This is a genomic window from Arthrobacter methylotrophus, assembly GCF_039539965.1.
GTDB lineage: Bacteria > Actinomycetota > Actinomycetes > Actinomycetales > Micrococcaceae > Arthrobacter > Arthrobacter methylotrophus.
In genome coordinates, this window is the sequence record NZ_BAABED010000001.1 from 4,856,520 (window position 1) to 4,875,668 (window position 19,149).

Annotated in this window: 18 protein-coding genes and 1 riboswitch; of the genes, 6 read left to right on the forward strand and 12 right to left on the reverse strand. The window is 63.6% G+C overall.

Going from position 1 to position 19,149, the window contains the following annotated elements:
- Window positions 1–70: 70 nt before the first annotated feature.
- Entirely contained in the window at window positions 71–886 is an 816-nt protein-coding gene (locus ABD884_RS24970; RefSeq protein WP_345054141.1) for an endonuclease domain-containing protein, read from the reverse strand.
- Window positions 887–1,135: 249 nt separating this feature from the next.
- On the opposite strand from ABD884_RS24970, the gene ABD884_RS24975 reads away from it, so the two are divergent.
- Complete coding sequence (locus tag ABD884_RS24975; RefSeq protein ID WP_345054144.1) at window positions 1,136–2,377, forward strand: glutamate--cysteine ligase 2; 1,242 nt, start codon at window positions 1,136–1,138, stop codon at window positions 2,375–2,377.
- On the opposite strand, the gene ABD884_RS24980 is transcribed toward ABD884_RS24975, so the two are convergent.
- From ABD884_RS24980 to ABD884_RS25010, 7 genes are all read right to left on the reverse strand, one after another.
- Window positions 2,374–3,582 (reverse strand): O-succinylhomoserine sulfhydrylase, encoded by a 1,209-nt coding sequence (locus ABD884_RS24980; protein WP_028267608.1) that lies wholly within the window; start codon window positions 3,580–3,582, stop codon window positions 2,374–2,376. The genes ABD884_RS24975 and ABD884_RS24980 overlap by 4 nt on opposite strands.
- The gene (locus ABD884_RS24985) at window positions 3,583–4,002 is read right to left on the reverse strand and encodes a rhodanese-like domain-containing protein (RefSeq protein WP_345033241.1); all 420 of its coding nucleotides are present in this window, start codon (window positions 4,000–4,002) and stop codon (window positions 3,583–3,585) included. It lies immediately after the preceding gene.
- Window positions 3,999–4,256: a DUF1737 domain-containing protein gene (locus ABD884_RS24990; RefSeq protein WP_028267606.1), complete on the reverse strand. Its 258-nt coding sequence runs from the start codon at window positions 4,254–4,256 to the stop codon at window positions 3,999–4,001. Before ABD884_RS24990 ends, ABD884_RS24985 begins: the two co-directional genes overlap by 4 nt.
- Before the next feature lie 10 nt (window positions 4,257–4,266).
- Window positions 4,267–4,379, reverse strand: a riboswitch (SAM riboswitch).
- A 91-nt stretch (window positions 4,380–4,470) separates the two neighbouring features.
- Complete coding sequence (locus tag ABD884_RS24995) at window positions 4,471–4,830, reverse strand: hypothetical protein (protein WP_345054149.1); 360 nt, start codon at window positions 4,828–4,830, stop codon at window positions 4,471–4,473.
- A gap of 170 nt (window positions 4,831–5,000) precedes the next feature.
- Entirely contained in the window at window positions 5,001–5,528 is a 528-nt protein-coding gene (locus ABD884_RS25000) for a cupin domain-containing protein (RefSeq protein WP_345033245.1), read from the reverse strand.
- Window positions 5,521–5,925, reverse strand: a complete 405-nt coding sequence (locus ABD884_RS25005; protein WP_345054155.1) for a PAS domain-containing protein — start codon at window positions 5,923–5,925, stop codon at window positions 5,521–5,523. Before ABD884_RS25005 ends, ABD884_RS25000 begins: the two co-directional genes overlap by 8 nt.
- Complete coding sequence (locus ABD884_RS25010) at window positions 5,922–7,685, reverse strand: GMC oxidoreductase (RefSeq protein WP_345054159.1); 1,764 nt, start codon at window positions 7,683–7,685, stop codon at window positions 5,922–5,924. Before ABD884_RS25010 ends, ABD884_RS25005 begins: the two co-directional genes overlap by 4 nt.
- 166 nt (window positions 7,686–7,851) lie before the next feature.
- Here ABD884_RS25010 and ABD884_RS25015 point away from each other — a divergent pair, with 166 nt between their 5' ends.
- Entirely contained in the window at window positions 7,852–8,226 is a 375-nt protein-coding gene (locus tag ABD884_RS25015) for a mycothiol transferase (protein ID WP_345033253.1), read from the forward strand.
- On the opposite strand, the gene ABD884_RS25020 is transcribed toward ABD884_RS25015, so the two are convergent.
- Entirely contained in the window at window positions 8,198–9,139 is a 942-nt protein-coding gene (locus ABD884_RS25020) for an aminodeoxychorismate lyase (RefSeq protein ID WP_345054162.1), read from the reverse strand. The genes ABD884_RS25015 and ABD884_RS25020 overlap by 29 nt on opposite strands.
- A 144-nt stretch (window positions 9,140–9,283) precedes the next feature.
- Between ABD884_RS25020 and cls the strand changes: the two genes are divergently transcribed.
- Window positions 9,284–10,732 (forward strand): cardiolipin synthase, encoded by a 1,449-nt coding sequence (cls, locus tag ABD884_RS25025; RefSeq protein WP_376955202.1) that lies wholly within the window; start codon window positions 9,284–9,286, stop codon window positions 10,730–10,732.
- A gap of 3 nt (window positions 10,733–10,735) precedes the next feature.
- Here the strand turns inward: cls and ABD884_RS25030 are convergent, their stop codons facing one another.
- Window positions 10,736–11,185 carry a MarR family winged helix-turn-helix transcriptional regulator gene (locus tag ABD884_RS25030; protein WP_345033256.1) on the reverse strand — a complete coding sequence of 150 codons (450 nt, stop codon included), beginning with the start codon at window positions 11,183–11,185 and terminating at the stop codon, window positions 10,736–10,738.
- Window positions 11,186–11,309: 124 nt separating this feature from the next.
- Between ABD884_RS25030 and ABD884_RS25035 the strand changes: the two genes are divergently transcribed.
- The 3 genes from ABD884_RS25035 (at window position 11,310) to ABD884_RS25045 (ending at window position 16,379) form a co-directional block, all read left to right on the forward strand.
- Window positions 11,310–12,407 carry an FAD-dependent oxidoreductase gene (locus ABD884_RS25035; RefSeq protein ID WP_345033257.1) on the forward strand — a complete coding sequence of 366 codons (1,098 nt, stop codon included), beginning with the start codon at window positions 11,310–11,312 and terminating at the stop codon, window positions 12,405–12,407.
- A 233-nt stretch (window positions 12,408–12,640) separates the two neighbouring features.
- Window positions 12,641–14,656 (forward strand): trypsin-like serine protease, encoded by a 2,016-nt coding sequence (locus tag ABD884_RS25040; protein ID WP_345054169.1) that lies wholly within the window; start codon window positions 12,641–12,643, stop codon window positions 14,654–14,656.
- Window positions 14,657–14,798: 142 nt separating this feature from the next.
- Window positions 14,799–16,379, forward strand: coding sequence for an NCS1 family nucleobase:cation symporter-1 (locus ABD884_RS25045; protein WP_345033261.1), 1,581 nt, complete (start codon window positions 14,799–14,801; stop codon window positions 16,377–16,379).
- Between the two features lie 4 nt (window positions 16,380–16,383).
- On the opposite strand, the gene ABD884_RS25050 is transcribed toward ABD884_RS25045, so the two are convergent.
- Window positions 16,384–18,456 carry a chorismate-binding protein gene (locus tag ABD884_RS25050; protein WP_345054173.1) on the reverse strand — a complete coding sequence of 691 codons (2,073 nt, stop codon included), beginning with the start codon at window positions 18,454–18,456 and terminating at the stop codon, window positions 16,384–16,386.
- On the reverse strand, window positions 18,453–19,013 hold the full coding sequence (locus ABD884_RS25055; RefSeq protein ID WP_345054176.1) for a low molecular weight protein-tyrosine-phosphatase: 561 nt from the start codon (window positions 19,011–19,013) through the stop codon (window positions 18,453–18,455). Before ABD884_RS25055 ends, ABD884_RS25050 begins: the two co-directional genes overlap by 4 nt.
- Window positions 19,014–19,149: the final 136 nt, after the last annotated feature.

The window sequence follows — 19,149 nt, forward strand, 5'->3', positions numbered from 1 at the left end:
GGCTGGGGCATGAGGCCGCGGAATCGCTGGGCTCGACTATTTGTCCGGCGGAATGATTGTGCAGAATCCTTCACCCGCGAGGGCAGCCACGTTCCAGCACGGCCCGGATTTCCCGGAGGACCACGTCCGGACGGTTCCATATCTGTTCGGGCGAGTAGCTCAACACCGCATAACCCTGCGTTTGTGCGACGTTTGAACGGCCCATGTCCCGGCGCCAGGCTTCGCGTGAACTGTGGAATTGGAAGCCATTGATCTCAACAACGAGCCAGCCTTCGACCAGGAAATCCACCCGCCCGACGCCGGCGATCTGGACTTGACGGCGGAATTGGGGGCCAGCTGATTCGAACAGGAGTCGCGCACTGATCTCGGGTACCGACTCCGATAAACCGTCAGCCTTTGCCAGGCGCTTTCGGGCCGTTCCGTAGTACTTAGCCGTCATTTCGGACTCAAGAACGAACCTGGGTACACCGTGATGTTGCATGGCGGACTGTGCCATGGCTATGGCGTCTGCTTCGCTAAGGCATGTCAGCCCGTGAATGACAGTGTCCTCAAGACTTGCGATGGGCAGGTTTTGATCCGGCTCGAAGCGAAGGCGGCCGTGCCTGGCGGAGCGTAGGTCGCGGTGATGCTTGCTGACAAGATGGAGGCGCCTCAGCCGGTCCTTAATCCACAGCTGGTAACGGAAAGCGCTGGATGCGCACGTCAGGAGTGAATTGTCCATGATGGCTTGCAGAAACTCGGGGTCCGCCTCCGGTAGAGCCCAGACACCTTTGCGGGGTTGGACAGCCCCGGCAAAGGCCAGGCTCCGCACAGCGCGCTCGGAGTAGCCTTCCCGGCGCAGCATGCCAACCCGGGCTACTCCACCGAGCGAGATTAAGAATTCCAAGGGGTCCATGGATCGAGCTAGCCACGATTACGGCCCTCGGTGGCCCGGGAAATGACTCCATGTGGACAAACCCGGCTGTCGAGGTCCGGTGTTGGATTTTGTGCGATTATTCGCTGTTTCTCGGGTAGTAGACCCTGGAATCACGGGCCTCGGAGGTTCATCCATCCGAATGATCCAGCAGAATCTGTGGGGAGTCCGGGAACAACCGGCCCCTGTTTCCGGAAGGCTGCCAGGGCGCACAATTGATCCGTGCGCACATTTGGTGTGGAAGAGGAATTGCTGATTGTCGATCCCGTGACCGGCGAGCCGCTCGCGCTTGCCGACGCGCTCCTTTCGGGCATCGCCGAAAACGACCGGGCCCAGGATGAGCCCGGAACCGGCTTCAGCCCTGAGGAGATCGAGGGCCCCGAGACCGGCCTCAGCCATGAACTCAAGCTCGAGCAGATCGAGACCCAAACCCGGCCGTGCCGCAGCTACGGCGAGCTCTTGCATCAGATCCGCCGGGCGCGGGGCCTCGCAAGCCACGCTGCGCGGCGCCACGGCGCGAGGATTGCCGCGTTGGCCACCTCGCCCGTGGACGCCGCTTTGCACACCACTCCGGATCCCCGGTATGCCATCATGCTCGAGCGTTTTGGCATCACGGCACACGAACAGCTCACCTGCGGATTCCACGTCCACACCTCCGTCGAGAGCCCCGAAGAAGGTGTGGTGGTCCTGGACCGGATCCGGGACAAGCTCGCTGTCTTCACCGCGATCAGCGCCAATTCTCCCTACTGGCGGGGACTGGCCACGGGTTTTGAGAGCTACCGGACGCAGGCGTGGAACCGATGGCCGTCGTCGGGGCCGTCGGCCATCTTCGGTTCCTTGGCCTCTTACCGGCGTGTTGTCAGGAGGCTCATCGAAACGGGGGTCTTGCTGGACGAGGGGATGGTCTACTTCGATGCCAGGCTGTCCAGGCACGTTCCGACGGTGGAGGTCCGGGTAGCCGATGTCTGCCTCCGAGCCGAGGACGCCGCGCTCATTGCGGTGCTGGTTAGGGCCTTGGTTGAGACTTCTGTACGTGAATACCATGCCGGAATAGAGCCTGCGGCCGTGCCTACGGTTCTTTTACGGATGGCGTCTTGGCAGGCAAGCAATTTTGGACTGTGCACCGAACTGCTGGACTTCGGAACATTCCGCCCGGAGCCCGCCGCGGACGTCGTCTGGTCGTTGGTGGAGTACCTGGAACCTGTGCTCGCCGAACAGGGTGAATTCGACTTGGTCCAAACCGGCGTGGCAGCCATCCTGAGCCGCGGCAACGGCGCCATCGAGCAGCGGGGTGTTGCCGAACGCTGGAGCCAGAACGGGAGCGCGCCCGACGCCGTCGGACTGGCCGCCGTCGTCGAGCACGCCGTTCAGATCACGATGCGCTCGGAGAAGGACGAGGGCGACACAAAGCCGCAGCCCGTCCTCACCTGGGTGCGCCAGGACTGGCGCGAAGCGCCGAGCTAGACCTGCTTGAGGGCCCGTTCCAGATCCCGGACGAGGTCGTCCACATCCTCCAGCCCCACTGAAAGCCGCACGACGCCGTCGCTCAGGCCGATGGCCGCGCGGCCTTCCGGACCCATGGCGCGGTGGGTGGTGGTGGCGGGGTGGGTGATGAGGGACTTGGAGTCGCCTAGGTTGTTCGAGATATCGATGATGGCGAGTCCGTCCAGCAACGCGAAAGCGGCCTCTTTGGCCGATCGCCCGGCGGAAGGGAGCAGCTCGAAGGTCAGGACCGTGCCGCCGGCTTTCATTTGCTTCGCGGCGAGCTCGTACTGGGGGTGGGACTTAAGCAGCGGATACTTGACCCAGCTGATGGCCGGTTGTTCCTCGAGCCATTCTGCGATCCGCAACGCCGACGCCGAGGAGTGGTTTACTCGCAGCGCCATGGTTTCCAGGCCCTTGGTCAGCACCCAGGCGTTGAACGCGGAAAGCGATGGTCCTGTGTGTCGCATGAGTTGCTTGACGGGACCTTCGATGAACTCCTTGGTGCCCAGGATCGCTCCGCCCAGGACCCGGCCTTGGCCATCGATGTGTTTGGTGCCCGAGTAGACAATCACGTCGGCGCCGAGTTCGCCACAACGCTGCAGCAGCGGAGTGGCAAAGACATTGTCGACGACGACGGTAGCGCCCGCGGCGTGGGCCAGCTCGCTCACGGCGGCGATGTCCACGATTTCCTGCATCGGGTTCGACGGCGACTCGAAAAACACTGCGGTGGTGGGTTCGGACAACGCGGCGCGCCACTGATCCAGGTCCGGTCCGTCAACGAAGACCGTCTCGACGCCCCAGCGGGGCAGGATCTCGTTGAGGATGACGAAGCAGGAACCGAACAGCGAACGCGCGGCAACCACACGGTCACCGGCGGCCAGCAACGCACCAAGCGCGGTGAAGACAGCGGACATGCCCGACGCCGTCGCGAAGCATGCTTCGGTGCCTTCGAGCAGGCGGAGCCGCTCCTGGAACGTTGCAACCGAGGGGTTGCCGTAACGAGAGTAGACGAAGCGCTCGTCTTCGCCCGTAAACGCGCGCTCGGCGGCTGCCGCGGATTCGTAGACGAAGCCGGAATTCAGGAAGACAGCTTCGGAGGTCTCCTGGAAATTGGTGCGGTCAAGGCCGCCGCGGACTGCCTGGGTCTCAGGGTTCCAGCCAGCGGCGTCAGGATTGAATGTCACTTAGATCTTCCCCAGATTCGTAGGAAGTCCACGGTTTTTCCAACCATTCACGGTTCGCTCGCCGTAGCGGTCCGGTTCGCCCTCAAAGCCTTCAAGGACGTTGTAGGCGGTGTAGCCGGCCTGTGTTGCGGCACTGGCGGCGGCGATTGATCGCTGTCCGGAACGGCAGAGGAAGACCAGTTCGGTGGCATCCGCCTCCGGGGCCTGTTGCTTGAGCTGCTCGATAAATCCCGAGTTGGGGATCCCGCCGGCAAGGTTCCACTGAATGAACAGGGGATCGTTTCCTTTGTTGTTCGCAGACGCGGTGTCCGGGATGCCGATGTGGGCCCACTCGCCTTCGGTGCGGACGTCCACCAGGATGGCGCCTTGCTCCAGTTTGGCCCAGGCGTCGTGCGGGCTCAGGTCGCCGGCGTAGCTCATGCGTGGCCCTCGCCGTCGAACTCTTCATCAAGCTGGTCCACCGCATTGGCAACCGCGGCATCCGCGCTGGCGATTGCCGCGGGGAGGACGATGGCCTGCGCCACGATCACGTCCGTGCCGTTGAATGTCGCGGCCGGGCTGCCGTGCAACACGTATCCCTCGGCAAGGGCGGTAGAGATCCGCTCACAGAATTCCTTGGTATCAGGACCCGTGATGAGACGGTAGGAGAGTTTTTCTTCAGTGGGTTCAGGCATTGGTGCTCCTCAGTCACGCTTGCAGTTCGAAAGTGTCGATACGCCGAGTAGTCACCTGAGGCACCCCGCCGGAGAGAGGGTTGCCGACCAGCAAGTCAGGGCTTCGCGCTGGTGCTCATTACTCAAGAAGAAAATAACATCCATGACGGCGGCCTGCATTACCGGCAGTCGTCATGTTCCGTAACCGGGCGGCAACGCCGGTGGGTGGTGGGGACTAGGCCTCGGTTTGGTTGGGCAGTTGTTCCAGGCTTGCTTGGAGCCGCTGCGGCAGGGCATCAGTCCGTGGCGCTACTCCCGTGGGGGAGCGATGAAACGTGGAGCCTTGATGCTTCCGGATTTCGAGTAACTCGTGGACGGATATCCCGGTGGCTGTCGCCAGCGCGTGCAGCGAGAGGCTGTTGTGATGAGCCAAGGCAAAAACCACGCCGGACAGGGCCTCGAAACCTTCAGTTTCGTAGATTTCCTGCACCAGCTTGGACATGCCGTTCGCATCATCGATTGATCCCGCTGACGCGGCAGTCGCCATGGCGGTCAGCGACCATGCAGCAGAGTCGGGGCTGATGTAGATGCTCATGTCGATACCCTACGGACTCGGGCCCTCTGGGGGAATGGGCGGCGTCTTCCTCATTAACCCAACTGACTCGCAGTTGTTGTCGTTTTGAGCCCTCAGAACGACAACAACTGCGAGTTAGTTGGGGGAAGAAGCCTGATGCGCCGGCCCCAGAACCGGCGCATCAGACGTTTCTATCCGGACGCCAAGCGCAGGATCAGCGCTGCATGCCCGGGGAACCTCGAAACGAGGGACTCGATGTCCTTTTCCGTTGGCTTCGCCGAGTCCGATCTCTCGTAACCGGGCGAGAGGCTGCAGCTGACCAAGGCGAACCCCGGACCGGCCAACTCCGCCCCGAACCACGTGGAATGCGGGGCAACTCCTTGCAAGGTCTCGCCGGCCTCCGGGTTGGGACCGAACAGGGTTTCGGAATAGCCGAGTTCGGAATAGCCATTGTCCGGCGAGAAGACATGCAGCCTGAGGGGCGTCCCCAAGTGGAAGAACCACAACTCGTCCTGCTTCAGGGTGTGCAGCTGGAGAATCTCCCCGGTCTGCAGCAGGTACCAGTTGGAACTGTAGAGCGGGTGATCGACGTCGAAGCGCGGAGGCAACGCCGAACCGGTTATGTCCTCGTTGCTTACCAGGGCGGACGCGAACCAGCCGCCCACACTAGCGGGGGACATGTCCAGCCGTTTGATCCAGTCCTCAGCGGATTCAGTCATTGACCGGGTCCTTCAGGGAGAAACAGACCGTGATGCCAATGATTTCCTTGCTGCCCAGGGCGCGCAACAACCCTTTTTGGGTCACGATGTCCACATTCACCATGCCGTCTTCTTTGCTGGGGACGGCGATCGTTTCGTGGAAGTTGAGCAGGGGCTTTCCGCTCGCCATCACTTCCTTGTCGTGGGCAACGTGTTCCGCGCGCGAGTCCTGGTGCCCGATCAGTTCCGCCTTGCTCATGCTCACTAGGTCCGCGAAGTTCTGGTTGACCCACAGGAAGACCGAGTTCGCGTCCTTGACTACCCAGTACACGCCGTCCTGCCGGTCCAGCACATCGGCGACGCTCATGGGCGGAACGGTGGGAAGGAGCGCCGGGTCCAGCGCCGGGGCGAAGGTCACGGCGCTGCCGCCGTTCCGCCGTCGGCCGCTAGTCTTTCGGCGAGGTCCTGCGCCAGGGCCACCATGGTCATGGTGGGGTTCCAGGACCCGCCGGTGGGCCAGAGGCTGCCGCCGGTGACGAAGACGTTCTGCACGCCGTTGAGGCGGTAGTCGGTCCCGACGACGGCGTCCTCCTCTTCGCCGATTGGCAAGCTGGAGCTTTCGTGCACCAATCCCGGTACGCGGCGCTCGGGGATTGCGGGACGCTCGGCGCCCCAGCTCCCGGCATCGGGATCCCCGTGCCAGTATTCGACGCGCTCCGCACCGGAAGGGGACAGGACCCGCTCCAGCATTTGGAAGGTTCCCTCGTCCATGGTGTCCCACGTGTCGTCGTCAGTGGCGTTGGCCAGCACCTGCAAGGTGACGTTGCAAGTGGGGTCCGCGCTGCCGGACAAGCGCAAGTGGTTCTCCGGATTGCTCTCGTCCAGTTCGCCGAGGACGGCGCAGACGAACACCAAATAGTCCTCCGATGACCGCAGCTGTGCCAGCGAAGCCGTGGCGACGACGTCGGGGGCGTAGCGTTCGGACTTCTGGGCGTTCTTGTCCGGGAAACGGTCCGAGAGGACCGAGAGTTGCACGTGATACTGCATGCCGGCCGGGCTCTTGCCCGCCAAATAGATGGCCGCCAGTTCCAGCTCGCCGAGCTGTTCGCTGAAATCAAAATCCTTGCGCGGAACCCGGGCCACCACCGAGGTGATGAAGTGGGCGGCGAAGTGCCCCCCGGCCCCTTGAACCTGCGGGAAGGAATTGAGAACCAGGGTCGCCGGGGGAAGCGTGCCCATGGCCAGGACCAGGTTGGCATCGCCGACATTTACCACTCCGCGGTTGGTGTTCAACGCGGTGGCCCGTCCGTCCTGCTGGAGCACACTCAACACCGTGCAGTCCGTGACCACGCGAAGAGCCGCGCCCTTGCCTTGGGCCTCGAGCGCCGCCTGCCGGTCCGACAATTCCAGAAGGACCGCTGGCGTGGAGAACTTCGCGAAGTCCACACCTGAGCGTGCGCCCGTTGCCACAGCGAGCGGGGCCGGCATGCTGCGGGTGGCGGAATCGATCTTATGCAGGCCTGCCCCGAGCCGTTCCTGGAGGGCTTTCTGCATGATTCCGTAGACGGGCCGGGTGTCGTTAATGAGATCGACGACATCGGCCGACCGTCCGACGTCGATCTGGTCCGCCGAAACCACGTTGAGCAGATCTTCCGCCGACGTGAAGTGCGACTTGGCGGCGTCCATCACCGCCCGCGGCCAGCCCCGCATTTCATCTTCCTCGGGGCGGGGGCACCACGCGCTCCACATGATGCTGCGTCCGCCGTAGAAAGGGACCATGCCGTGCTGCCAGGAAATCTTGCCTGGCGGCTGGTTGGCCGTGGCAGCCGCCAAGGTCCAGGGGAAGGTCTCCGAGAGCCCTCCCAGCGTCTCCTTGTACGGCAACGGCAGGTTCTGGAAATGCTGCGGCAAGAAAAAGGGACCCCGTTCAATGATCAGGATCCGTGCGTGCGGATTGACCGTCAGTGTCCGCTCAGCAAAGGCGTAGGCGCAGAACCCGCTGCCGATGACTATGTGGTCGAATTGTTCTTCTTCGCGGACTTTTTTCCATTCTCCCTCGGAGACGAAGAAGACATGATCCATCACCTTCTGGGGTGAGGGATCCTGGGGACCGGGCGTGGGAAAACCGTGATTGAAATTCTGGGACGAAGAAACTGCACTCACAATGATGCCTTCCATCGACTTGCTGATTCCACGGCACCGTGAAATCAGGTGCCCGCTGGGCCGAAAGGCAGATCACCTTTCCCCAACAAGGTTCACGGAAACTAGTTAACTACCGCGGCGACGGCGGCACAATAGACTTTGGCGGATTGCCGCCGGCCGAGAGACTTGGCATACTCCACGCGTGTCTTCTCTTCCTGTGACGTTTGCCGAGGACGTCATCAATCGGCCTATCAGGATCCAGTTCGAGGCATTCATTGACGAGCACCGCCGTGCGCTCAATGACTCTTTGAACGGGTTGACTGAGGAACAGGTCCGCCGGTCATTGGTGCCGTCCCGGACCACCCTGCTGGGCTTGGTGAAGCACGCGACCTCATCCTTGGGACTCGACGACTTGCTCAACGGCAACCGACGCGGACCGCTCCCGCTACGCTGGGTGTACCTTCACATGCTGCGCGAGCTTGCACAGCACTGCGGGCACGCTGACATCCTGCGGGAGCAGCTACTCAGCCAGGACCGCCGGCAAAGCCCTACTCAATCCCCGCGAACAACTCGTTAAGCTCGGCGGTGAGCTGCTTACGCATTGCCGGGGTGCCGATCTCCCTGCCGTCAACGTGGTTGACCGGAGCGATGAGCCGGATGCTCGAGATCAGCCACACGGCGTCGGCGTCGAACAGGTCCTCCGGGACCAGTGGGCCGTAGCCAAGCTCCCAGCCCGCCGCCTTCGCTTTCGTGAAAAGAGCGTCTTGGGACGTTCCCGGGAGGATGCCGCTGTCCAGTTGCGGAGTGATGAGGCGCTTGACCGAGCGCACGGAGCCGGTGCCGTCGTCGACCGTTTCAACATGCGCCAGCAACACGGTCGACGTCGGGCCCTCCAGGACGCGTCCGTCGGTGGAGGTGAAGATGGCGTCGTCGGCGCCCTGCTTGTGTGCGTACCGCAGCGCGGCCATGTTCACCGCGTAGGAGAGCGTTTTGGCTCCGAGCAGCAGCCAGGGGGCGCGGTCGCCCGCCTCCGTGTCGAAGCCCCGGTCAAGGAGTACGACGTCGATGCCCGTCTCGCGCTGCCGGCGGCTGCCCGCGGGGGACGGCGAAGCCTGGATCCAGCACGTGGGAGCCGAAGCGCCTTCCACTCCGCGCGTCACCAAGAGCTTGACGACGACCTCGTCCTCGGCGGGGCTTGGCGCCGGGAAGGCGTCGCGGAATTCCTTGATGGCCGTGTCGATCGCGCGGCGCCAGACGTCCTGCTCGGGAATGTTGAGGTCCAGGGCGCGAGCCGAACTCTCAAGCCGGTTCAGGTGCGCTTGAACTTTCCGTGCCCGGCCCCCGACGGCGAGGAGCGACTCGAAGACGCCGTCACCCCGGGTGGCGCCCAGGTCGGTTGCCATGAGTTGCGGCTGGCTGGAATCGGCGATGCGGCCGTTTTCGAACGCTGGATCCAGGAAGACGAGGATTGTCGAGGCAGGAAGAGTCATGCTTCCAGCTTAGTGTGGCCCCCAGAGGGATGGTCAGGACGAGCGGTCGGGAGCGGTGCGCCAGATAGGCTGGGCTGACTGTTACTTCTTTGACTAGTTCTTTGACTGGGGGGTTGTCGAGTGCCGTTTCCTTTTCCGTTCGGGGTGGAGTGGACCTGGCTCCTCACCGCGTGGGCCATTTTCGAGATCATCTTGCGCATTGTGCTGCTGGGCGTCATCCCGGGAAACCGCCGTCCCACCACGGCCATGGCCTGGCTCCTGGCCGTCTTCCTCGTCCCGTCAGTGGGCTTCGTCTTGTTCCTGCTGTTCGGCAATTTCCGGTTGTCCCGCCGTCGTCGTGAACAGCAGGAGCAAGTCAACGAACGGGTGCGTGCCGGCACGTCGGCGCTCGCCGACGTCGTCAGCACCTACTCCGGTCCCGAATGGGTGACGTCGGCCGCTGAACTGAACCGGCGCCTCGGCTCCCTGCCGATGGTGGACGGCAACTCTGCGGAGTTGATCGCCGGCTATGAGGAATCGCTCAAGGCCATGGCGGAAGCGGTTCGGGGGGCCAAGAGCTTCGTCAATGCGGAGTTTTACATCATGAGCAGTGATTCGGTCACCGACGAGCTCCTCACTGAGTTGGAAAACGCTGCCGACCGGGGTGTCGACGTCCGGCTCCTGTTCGATCACATCGGCACGTTGCGGATCCCCGGTTACCGACGGCTGGTCCGCAGGCTGAAGCGCGGCGGGATCCAGTGGCGCCGCATGTTGCCTTTGCTGCCGATCCACGGCCAGTGGCGCCGCCCGGATCTGCGGAACCACCGGAAGATCCTGGTGATCGACGGCGAAATCGCGTTCACCGGCTCCCAGAACCTGATCGAGCCCTCCTACAACAACCCCAAGCACCGACGCGCCGGCCGCAAGTGGGTGGAACTCATGGTCCGTATGGAGGGGCCGATCGTTGCCACCCTCAACGTCGTCTTCGCCACCGACTGGCTGAGCGAGACCGATGAGTCTCTCGAATACCAGTTGCAGGTCTCCGACAGGGCCACCGCGGGGCCGATCACGGCCCAGGTGGTCCCGAGCGGTCCGGGGTTTGTCACGGAGAACAACCTGCGTCTGTTCAATACACTGATCTACTCGGCTCAGCACCGCATCTCGATCTGCAGTCCGTACTTCGTGCCCGACGATTCGCTGTTGTACGCCATTACGACGGCGGCACAGCGTGGCGTCGACGTGGAGCTTTTCGTCTCCGAGAAGGGCGATCAGTTCCTGGTCCACCACGCACAGCGCTCCTATTACGAAGCGCTCCTGGAGGCCGGGGTGCGGATCTATCTCTACCGCGCACCGTACGTGCTGCACGCGAAGCACTTCACGATCGATGAGGAAGTGGCGGTGCTCGGCTCCAGCAACATGGACATGCGCTCCTTCTCGCTCAACATGGAGGTGTCCGTGATGTTGCTGGGTGCTGAGGCGGTGGACAGCATGCGTTCGGTGGAGTCGGCGTACAGGGCCATGTGCCAAGAGCTGACGTTGAACGATTGGCTGGGCCGGCCGATGCTCGCCAAATACGTGGACAACGTGGCGCGGTTGACGGCCACCCTGCAATAAGGCTCAGTCCTCGGCGCAGGCTTCGTCCGCGGGTTCGGCGTGGATCCGCGAGAGGAGCCCATGAAGCTGCCGGATCTCCTCGGCGGAGAATCCAGCGAAGGCTTCCCGTTCGACGTCGGCCACGGCAATCTCGATCGAAGCGACGGCGCGCTTGCCTTCCGCAGTGATTTCAACGAAATGCCGACGGCGGTCTGCAGGGTCCCGGCGACGGTCGGCCAGCCCTCGGCGTTCGAGATCGTTCAAGACGGCCACGAGGGCGCTGGCGTCGATCGAGAGGATATCGATGAGGCCTTGCTGGCTGATGGGACCGGACTCGTCAAGTCGGCACAGGAGGACCGCATGCCTTGGGCTGAGTCCGGAGGAGTCCAGCGCCTGGCGGAGGCGGGTGTTCATGATGCGCCCGTGGCGCGCCAGGAGGAAACCCAGTTGCTTGCCTGCTGCTGACGGACTCATCGAGAAATCCTATCACTGAGGAAATTATCGGTCCTTAGGAATCGTTGTCATTCATAAACGATCTGCGCGGCGCGGAGCCGGGCAGCGTGAGCTTCTTCGGCCCATTCGATCCAAAGGAGTTGCCATGAATGACCACGCTTCGAACGCCTCTGTAGTAATTGTCGGTGGAGGCTACGGTGGTATCGCCGTAGCCAAAGCACTCGACGCACAGGCGGCCGTCACCTTGGTGGAGCCAAAGGACGCCTTCGTGCACAATATCGCGGCGCTGCGCTCCGTCGTCCAACCCGATTTCCTGCCGCGAATGTTTTTGCCGTATGACCGCCTTCTAGTGCACGGCACCGTGCTCCGGGACCGTGCCGTGAGGGTGGATGGACACACCGTCGAGCTGGCTTCCGGAACCCGGCTGACGCCCGATTACATCGTCTTGGCAAGCGGCTCAAGCTATCCGTTCCCGGCCAAGAGCGATCGTATGGTCACGACCGATGCCATCGCGCGCTACCAAGCCGCACATGATGACCTCAAGCGTGCCAGCAGGGTCATGCTCCTGGGCGCCGGGGCGGTGGGCCTTGAATTTGCCGGCGAGATTGCCGCCGCATGGCCGGACAAGGACGTGGTGCTGGTGGATCTGGCCCCGGACATCCTTCCCGGACCATACGATCCACGGCTGCGCGCCGAGGTCAATCGGCAGCTGGACGGCATCGGCATCCGGCGAATCATGGGCAGCCCCTTGGTGCAGTTGCCTTCGGTTCCCGCCGGGGAATTCGCGACATTCACGGTCAACACCGCAGGTGGCACTGCCATAGAGGCGGACATCTGGTTCCGCTGCTACGGGATAGCCCCGCAGACCGACTATGTTGCAGGGGAGCTGCTCGCCGCCCGGACCGCCGACGGCTATCTGCAAGTCACGCCCGAACTCCGGGTGGCGGGCTTCGAGAATGTCTATGCCCTGGGCGACATCTCGGCGATCGACGTGAATAAGGCCGGCGTCGCTGGACGCGAGGCTGCGGTGGTTGCCAAGAACATCCAGGCCCAATTGGACGGCTCCGCCGGCTTGGACGCCTATACGCCGTCGCGGCCGGTCATCATCCTTCCCTTGGGGCCCTCGGGTGGTTCGGGACAACTGCCCGACGGCGAAATCGCCAGCCCGGAGATGATCTCCCAGATCAAAGGGCAACACATGATGATCGATCGCTTTGTCGAGATGTTGAACCTGGGTTCCTGAGCGTACGTGAGCGGGCCGTCCGTCCGCCTCCGCGCCCCGGATACTGCACGCCATCGCAAACGCAACAATAAAGTCCTTCTTCTGCAGCGACCCCTCAAGGCTTTTACGCCAAGTTAACGCCGCATCTGGTCGAGTCGGACATGCCCCTAGCTAACTGCTGTGCGCCATCCGCGGGGGTAGCCGGCCCGCAGTACAGCCGGCTGGAGCTCTCACTATCGGAAGAAGAGAACACCATGACCCGAAGAAACAATCAGGCCTTGAAACGATGGTGGCCGAACGAGGCCGGGGCCGTTAGAGACGATTCAGCCTATCGCGAAGAGCACGCGCGGGCTCCGGAAGCAACTAAGCCTGCTGCGAACGCCAGCCACGGAAATCGATTCCACACCCCGCAGCGTATATGGCGAATTCGTTCTCTAGTGGTGCTTGTCTTGCTCGGGCTCCTTGCCGTTTTGACGGGAGTTTCCCCGGCGACGGCGCTCAAGGGGGGTTCTGAATCGACCCAGAAGTATCCGTTCATGGGTTCGTTCCAGCCAGCGTATCCCGCTCCTCCCCGGGCGGACGGGCATGGGTGCGGGGTGATGGTCCTCGCGCCGCAGTGGGTACTGACCGCCAGTCACTGCGCCGGCAAGAACCCCACCATGTCCAAGGCCGGTATCCCGCAAGGCTGGAAAGTACGGGTCGGGTCAGCAGACACCACTTCGGGCGGGGAAGTCGCCGAGGTGGATCACTTCTATCGGCTGGCGATCGAAAAGGGCGGTCTTTGGGGCCGGGACCTGGCCTTGCTCCATCTGAGCACCCCTGTGAAAGCACAACCCGTGAAGATCGCGTCCAACACACCAGCAGAGAATACGTCTACCCGTATCCTGGGCTGGGGCATGACCTGCGATGACAGTAACAACGCCTCGTGCTTTCCTTCACGGCTGAGGGAAGCCGACACCGCCATTCAACCACGTTCAGCCTGTTCGAAAGCTGCGCCCGGAGAATTATGCGTAGGCGCCCTCGATGGAAGCGTCGCGGCAACCAACATGGACTCGGGCGGACCGGCACTGGTCCAGGAGGGCGACCAGTGGGTTGTGGCCGGTGTCCTCAGCGGCCCGGGCGGGGATAACACACCCGTGCTGTATACCGACGTCAGCAAACACGCTGCTTGGATCAACGGAATCATTACCGGCACTAATGTCCCGGCCGATGACCCGGCACCCAACGTTGAGGGTGCCGCGGAATTGCCTGGTTGCGCGGGCTCGGTTGTGCGGGGTCCAGCGTCCCGTCCGGAGGATCCAGCAATGATGCTCACTAACGGCCACTGCGTGAAAGGAGACCGGCCCGCCCCAGGGAAAGCATTGACGGACCAACCCGCCGACTTCGACGTCCCTGTTGCCAACCCGCAAGGCTACCCGCAAGCCACGGCACGGGCCAACCGCCTGATCTACGCAACCATGACAGGCACGGACGTCGCGCTCTACCGGCTGGACAAAAGCTACGCACAACTAGCCCAGGAGAACGCGAAAGTCTTCGAACTCAGCTCCACACCCGCACGTGCAGGCGACTCACTGACCATCGCCTACACCAGCCGGCGATTCGCCTGCACAGCCGAGGCCGTGGTGACAAAGCTGCGAGAAGGCGGCTACGAACAAAACGACTCGATCCGCTACGCCCCCGGCAAGGACTGCAACCCGTACCCCGGAACTTCCGGCTCGGCACTGCTCGCCCCTGACGGTCTCACCGTCATGGGAATCAACAACACGCACAATCGTGACGGCGAACAATGCACCGAGAACAATCCCTGTGAAGTGGCCAACGATGGAACCGTTACAGCCGTGAAGGGCCGTGCCTACGGTCAGCAAATAAACACCGTCACGGCCTGCCTGACCTCGGGTTCCAAACTCGAGCTGACCGGGCAGGGCTGCACCCTCACCGGCGCGGCCACACTTACCCCGGACCCGGCAAAGAACCCCACACCACCTGCTACGACCCCGCCACCTGCCCCGGGAACGCCACCTGCCCCGGGAACCGCCCCGGGAAGCAGCGTCACGAACCCCGCAGACCACACCGCATCACCGGCCTCGGAAACCACGCCGGACCCTAGCAAGTCCAGTTCCACCGCTGCGGTTGCGTCGACAGCGGACCAACGGCGTCAGGACCTTGCCGCCACAGGGTTCGAACGCGTCGGCCTGATCACAGCCGCACTGGGACTCCTCGCACTCGGGATCGTCCTCTGGGCCATCAAACGACCCCGCAGGCTCCAATAGAAGCTGCACGATTCGGATCAGACTCAAATGTCCGTAGCCTGCGGAGCCAAACTGTGCCCGCAGGATACGGGGCTTTCCTTCTAGCGGCAATGGGGCGATTCTGTAATTCCAAGCATGTTTGGAAGCGTTGTTCGGAGGCATCATGACGCGGAAGAACCAGTCCCCAGCGGTGCAATCACCGAGCGATCCGGGCGACGAATATCCTGAGAAGGTCCGGATCCTGGCCGAGGGACGATTGGTCAGCGATAGGCTGTGGAACGCCGACCTGGCGCCGGCCCGGCAAAGGAACTGGCGGGTACGCAGCCTCTTCGCCCTGTGGATGTGCGACGTCCACAGCATTGCCGGTTACACCTTCGCGGCCGGTCTCTTCATCACCGGGCTGGTGGGCTGGCAAGTCTTCCTGGCTTTGGTCCTTGGCATCACCTTGGTCTACTTCCTCATGAATTTCGCCGGGACAGCCGGGCAGAAGACCGGTGTCCCATACCCCGTCCTGGCGCGCATGTCCTTCGGCCTCTTCGGCGCCAACCTGGCCGCCCTGATCCGGGCTTTGATCGCCATTGCGTGGTACGGGATCCAGACCTGGCTCGCCTCCGAAGCTGTGCTGGTGCTGCTGTTCTCGGTGTGGCCCCGGCTGACCCCGCTTGACGGTCCCGATGTGCCTCACATCCTTGGCCTGACGCCGCTCGGTTGGGGCGCCTTCCTGGTCCTGTGGGCGGTCCAGTTGCTGGTCATCCGCCGGGGGATGGAGACGGTCCGGAAATTCCAGGACTGGGCAGGTCCTGCCATTTGGGTTGCCATGTTCGCGCTCGCGATCTACATCCTGACGCAAGCGGGCGACAAATTCAGCCTCTCGATCCCCGGCGTCGCGCCCTTGGATGGCCCGGCAGCCTGGACACAGTTCTTCTCGGCAATCGCCTTGACGGTCACCTATTTCGCGGCGTTGCTCCTGAATTTCTGCGATTTCTCCAGGTTCTCACCGGATCGCAAGACCATTCTGCGCGGCAACTTCTGGGGCCTGCCCGTGAACTTCATCGCCTTCGCCCTGGTGACAGTGGTGGTCACAGCGGGCGCAGCGTCCTACTTCACGGCAGAGCAATACCGCGGACAAGACATGTTCAAGGTCATCACGGATCCCGTGGCGATCGTTCAGGCCATCAACAATCCGTGGATCACCATCATCGCTGCGGTCACGTTCGTGGTGGCGACGATCGGCATCAACGTGGTCGCCAATTTCGTTTCGGCCTCCTACGACCTCGCCAACGTGGCCCCGCACCGCATCGACTTCCGCCGCGGCGGCCTCATCAGCGCGGTCATGGCAATCGTGATCCTGCCGTGGAACCTCTTCAGCAGCCCGGTGGTGATCGTGTACTTCCTGGGTGGCCTGGGGGCGCTCCTTGGTCCGCTGTTCGGGGTCATCTTCACGGACTTCTTCCGCATCCGGCACCAGCGCTGCAAGGTGTCGGACCTGTACCACGAAGACGAAAAGGGCCTCTACTTCTACACCAAGGGCTGGAACCTCAAAGCGATCGCCGCCCTGGTTCCGGCCGCCGTCGTCGCGGGTGTCCTGGCGCTGGTCCCGGCCCTGCAGACCTTCCTCCCGGGAGGCTCGGGCCTGGGCCCGTATTCATGGTTCGTAGGGGCGATCCTGGCCAGCACCATTTACTACGCGATCACCCGTAACGACGCGCGAACGGCCCGCGCACGCACCGAAGAGCACGACTGACCGCTTACCCTTCGGGGAACTCCGCCCCTAGGGCCGAGAGCACGCCGAAGGCCTTGGTCCGGACCTCCTCGTATTCCTCGCCGGCATTGGAGTCCGCCGTGATCGCGCCCCCGACGCCGAGACTGAGCGTGCGGCCGCCGTCGCCGTCTGAGCTCATCACCAAAGTCCGGATCACGACGGCGAGATCAGCCGCCGCGTTGAGCGAGAAGTAGCCGATCGCGCCGGAGTAGACCCCACGCGGGCCGGACTCCAGCCCGTCAAGGATGCCCATGGTGCTGATCTTCGGAGCGCCCGTCATGGATCCTGCCGGGAAGGCAGCCGCAACGGCCTCGGCCCGCGGCGCCCCCGGCCGTAGCCGCGCGTCGATAGTGCTCACCATCTGATGCACCGTGGCGTAGCTTTCCACCGCGCACAAGCGGCTGACGGTCATCGATCCGGGCACCGCGAAATGGCTGAGGTCGTTGCGGAGCAAATCCACGATCATGATGTTCTCGGCGCGGTCCTTGAGCGAAGATTCAAGGCCGCGCCGCAGGGCTTCGTCGATTCCGGGATCCGCCGCACGGCCCCTGGTGCCCTTGATCGGCTCAGCCTTCATGCCGCCGTCGGAGGTGATCCGCAGGAAGCGTTCCGGCGAGGTACTGGCGACCGTCAGCTCGCCGAACCGCAAGTAGCTCGCGAACGGCGCGGGGTTGCGCTTGCGCAGCGCAAGGTAGCTCTCCCATGGATCCAGACCGGGATCCGTAGCAGTCACTGTGGTGGTCAGGCAGACTTCGTAGGTATTGCCTTCGGCGATCTGCTCCTGGGCGATGGCGATCTTGCCCTTGTATTCGTCCTCGGTGTCGCGGCTGGAGAACTCAAGCGTTTGATGCCCGACGCCGGGGTCCCCGGCCGGGTGCGCCGGGCCGCCGCTTGCTTGGGGTGCGCCGGCTGCTTGGGCTACCGGGGCCGCGGATTGCACGGCCCCCCGCGCGCGCCCGAGCCAATCATCGGCGTCGGGGGCTTCAACGGCGAGCAGCCAGACCGCGGCGTCACGGTGGTCGAGGACCACGGCCCGGCCCGCGAAGAGCAACGCCGCATCCGGAGTGCCGGCCCGGACGTCGCTGCCACCGGTCTCCCGTTTCAGTTCATAGCCGAGGTAGCCCAGCCAGCCGAGCGTGAATTCGCAGTCATAGCCGGCTGGTGGCCTCACGGCCTTCCTGCCCCACACGGTGTCCAGCCAACGGAAGAAGGGGCCGGTAGTCTCCACCGTGGCGCATCCGATGCTGAGCCTGGTGGCCCCGGAACTGTGCATGACCGACTGGCCGAACGAGCCGCCGTCGTCCGCCAGGATGCTGAAGCGGCTGCGCTCGGCAGCCGCGCCGCTGGCAACAGCGGCATTGGAAGAATCGAGCCAAACGGCGTTGGCGGACGTGGCGTAGAGCGCTTGGAACAGGGCCGCCGGGTCCGGCGCGGCAGCGATCCGTTCGGCCTTGAGCTGTAAGCCGCGGCGTGCCGAGAGCTCGGGGGACAGCACCGGGGAGAGCGAAGGGAGATAGTTCAGCGCCTGCAGGACGTCATCCGGGGCATTGCCGTCGGCACGGTTCAGCACCCTGATATCGGTGTGGCCCGGGACATCGTCCGTCTCCAGCCATTTGTCTTCCTGCGCCGCCCAGCCATCCCAGAACGGCTCGTAGCTGCTGCCGTCCCGGGCCATTGCACGGTGCCTGCGTTCGTCGTCGGGAGCGTCCACCCAGACCACGGCGTCCAGCATGGGCCGGGCGTCGCTGGCCGCGGCCCCGACGCCCTCCACGATGACGATTTCGGCGGGCAGGGTCACATTGCTGCGACCGTCGTAGTGCTTTTCCCAGTCCCAGCTGACCCACTCGGCGGCGTCACCTTTGCGCAGCGGTGCCAGGACAGTGGTGACGTAGCGCTCGATGCCGGCGGCGAGTCCGTTCCACCCCGGATAAATGTCCTCAAGATGGAACAGCGACACCTTGTGATGCATGCGGAGTCGGGCGGCAAGCTCGACGGCGAGGGTGGTCTTTCCCGCGCCGGAGCGGCCATCGATGGCGATGATCACGGGTGCTGGGGTCATGAAATAGAGCGTACCTGCTGTGGGCCGTAGTCCTGCCCCTGGTGCGCAGCAGCGAGGGCAGCCCGGGTGTGGGCGACGATCCCGGGGACCGCAGCCATGATGAGGGTCCACGTGACGTCGAAATCGTGGTGGCCGCCGTACCAAGGGTCCTCGATGCCGAGGTCCAAAGTGCTCCGGCGCGCCACGGAGGGGTCGAAGCTGCGAAGCATCCTGATTTTGGCGAGCGTTTCCGAGTCCGGGGCAGCCTCATGGAGCCAGCCATAGTGGTCTACGTCGAGGGCCAGGATCAGGTCCCGCTCACGGAACCACTCCTGCCGCCAGCTCCTGGCTATGTGCTTCTCGGAAGGGATGCTGTGGGCCGACAGGACACGGGCGGCGCGCGGATCGATGGGGTGCCCGGCCTCGTATGACGTGGTTCCCGCGGAGTCCACAACAACCGCTCCGCCCAGCCCTCCGGCGTCGAACGCTTCGGTCAACATCAGCGCCGCCATGGGTGAGCGGCAGATGTTTCCCGTGCAGACGGTGATGATGCGGTATGGGCTCGACGCTGAGTACATGGAGCAAGCATGGGGGATGTGACCCCGACTTGGCTAGTCAAAATTACAGAATTTGTAAAGTCGCTGATGGCGGGGTAAAAGTGCCTCAACTTCCTACCGTTTATGCCCGGAATCGCGGCCGTGGCTGCCGGGATTC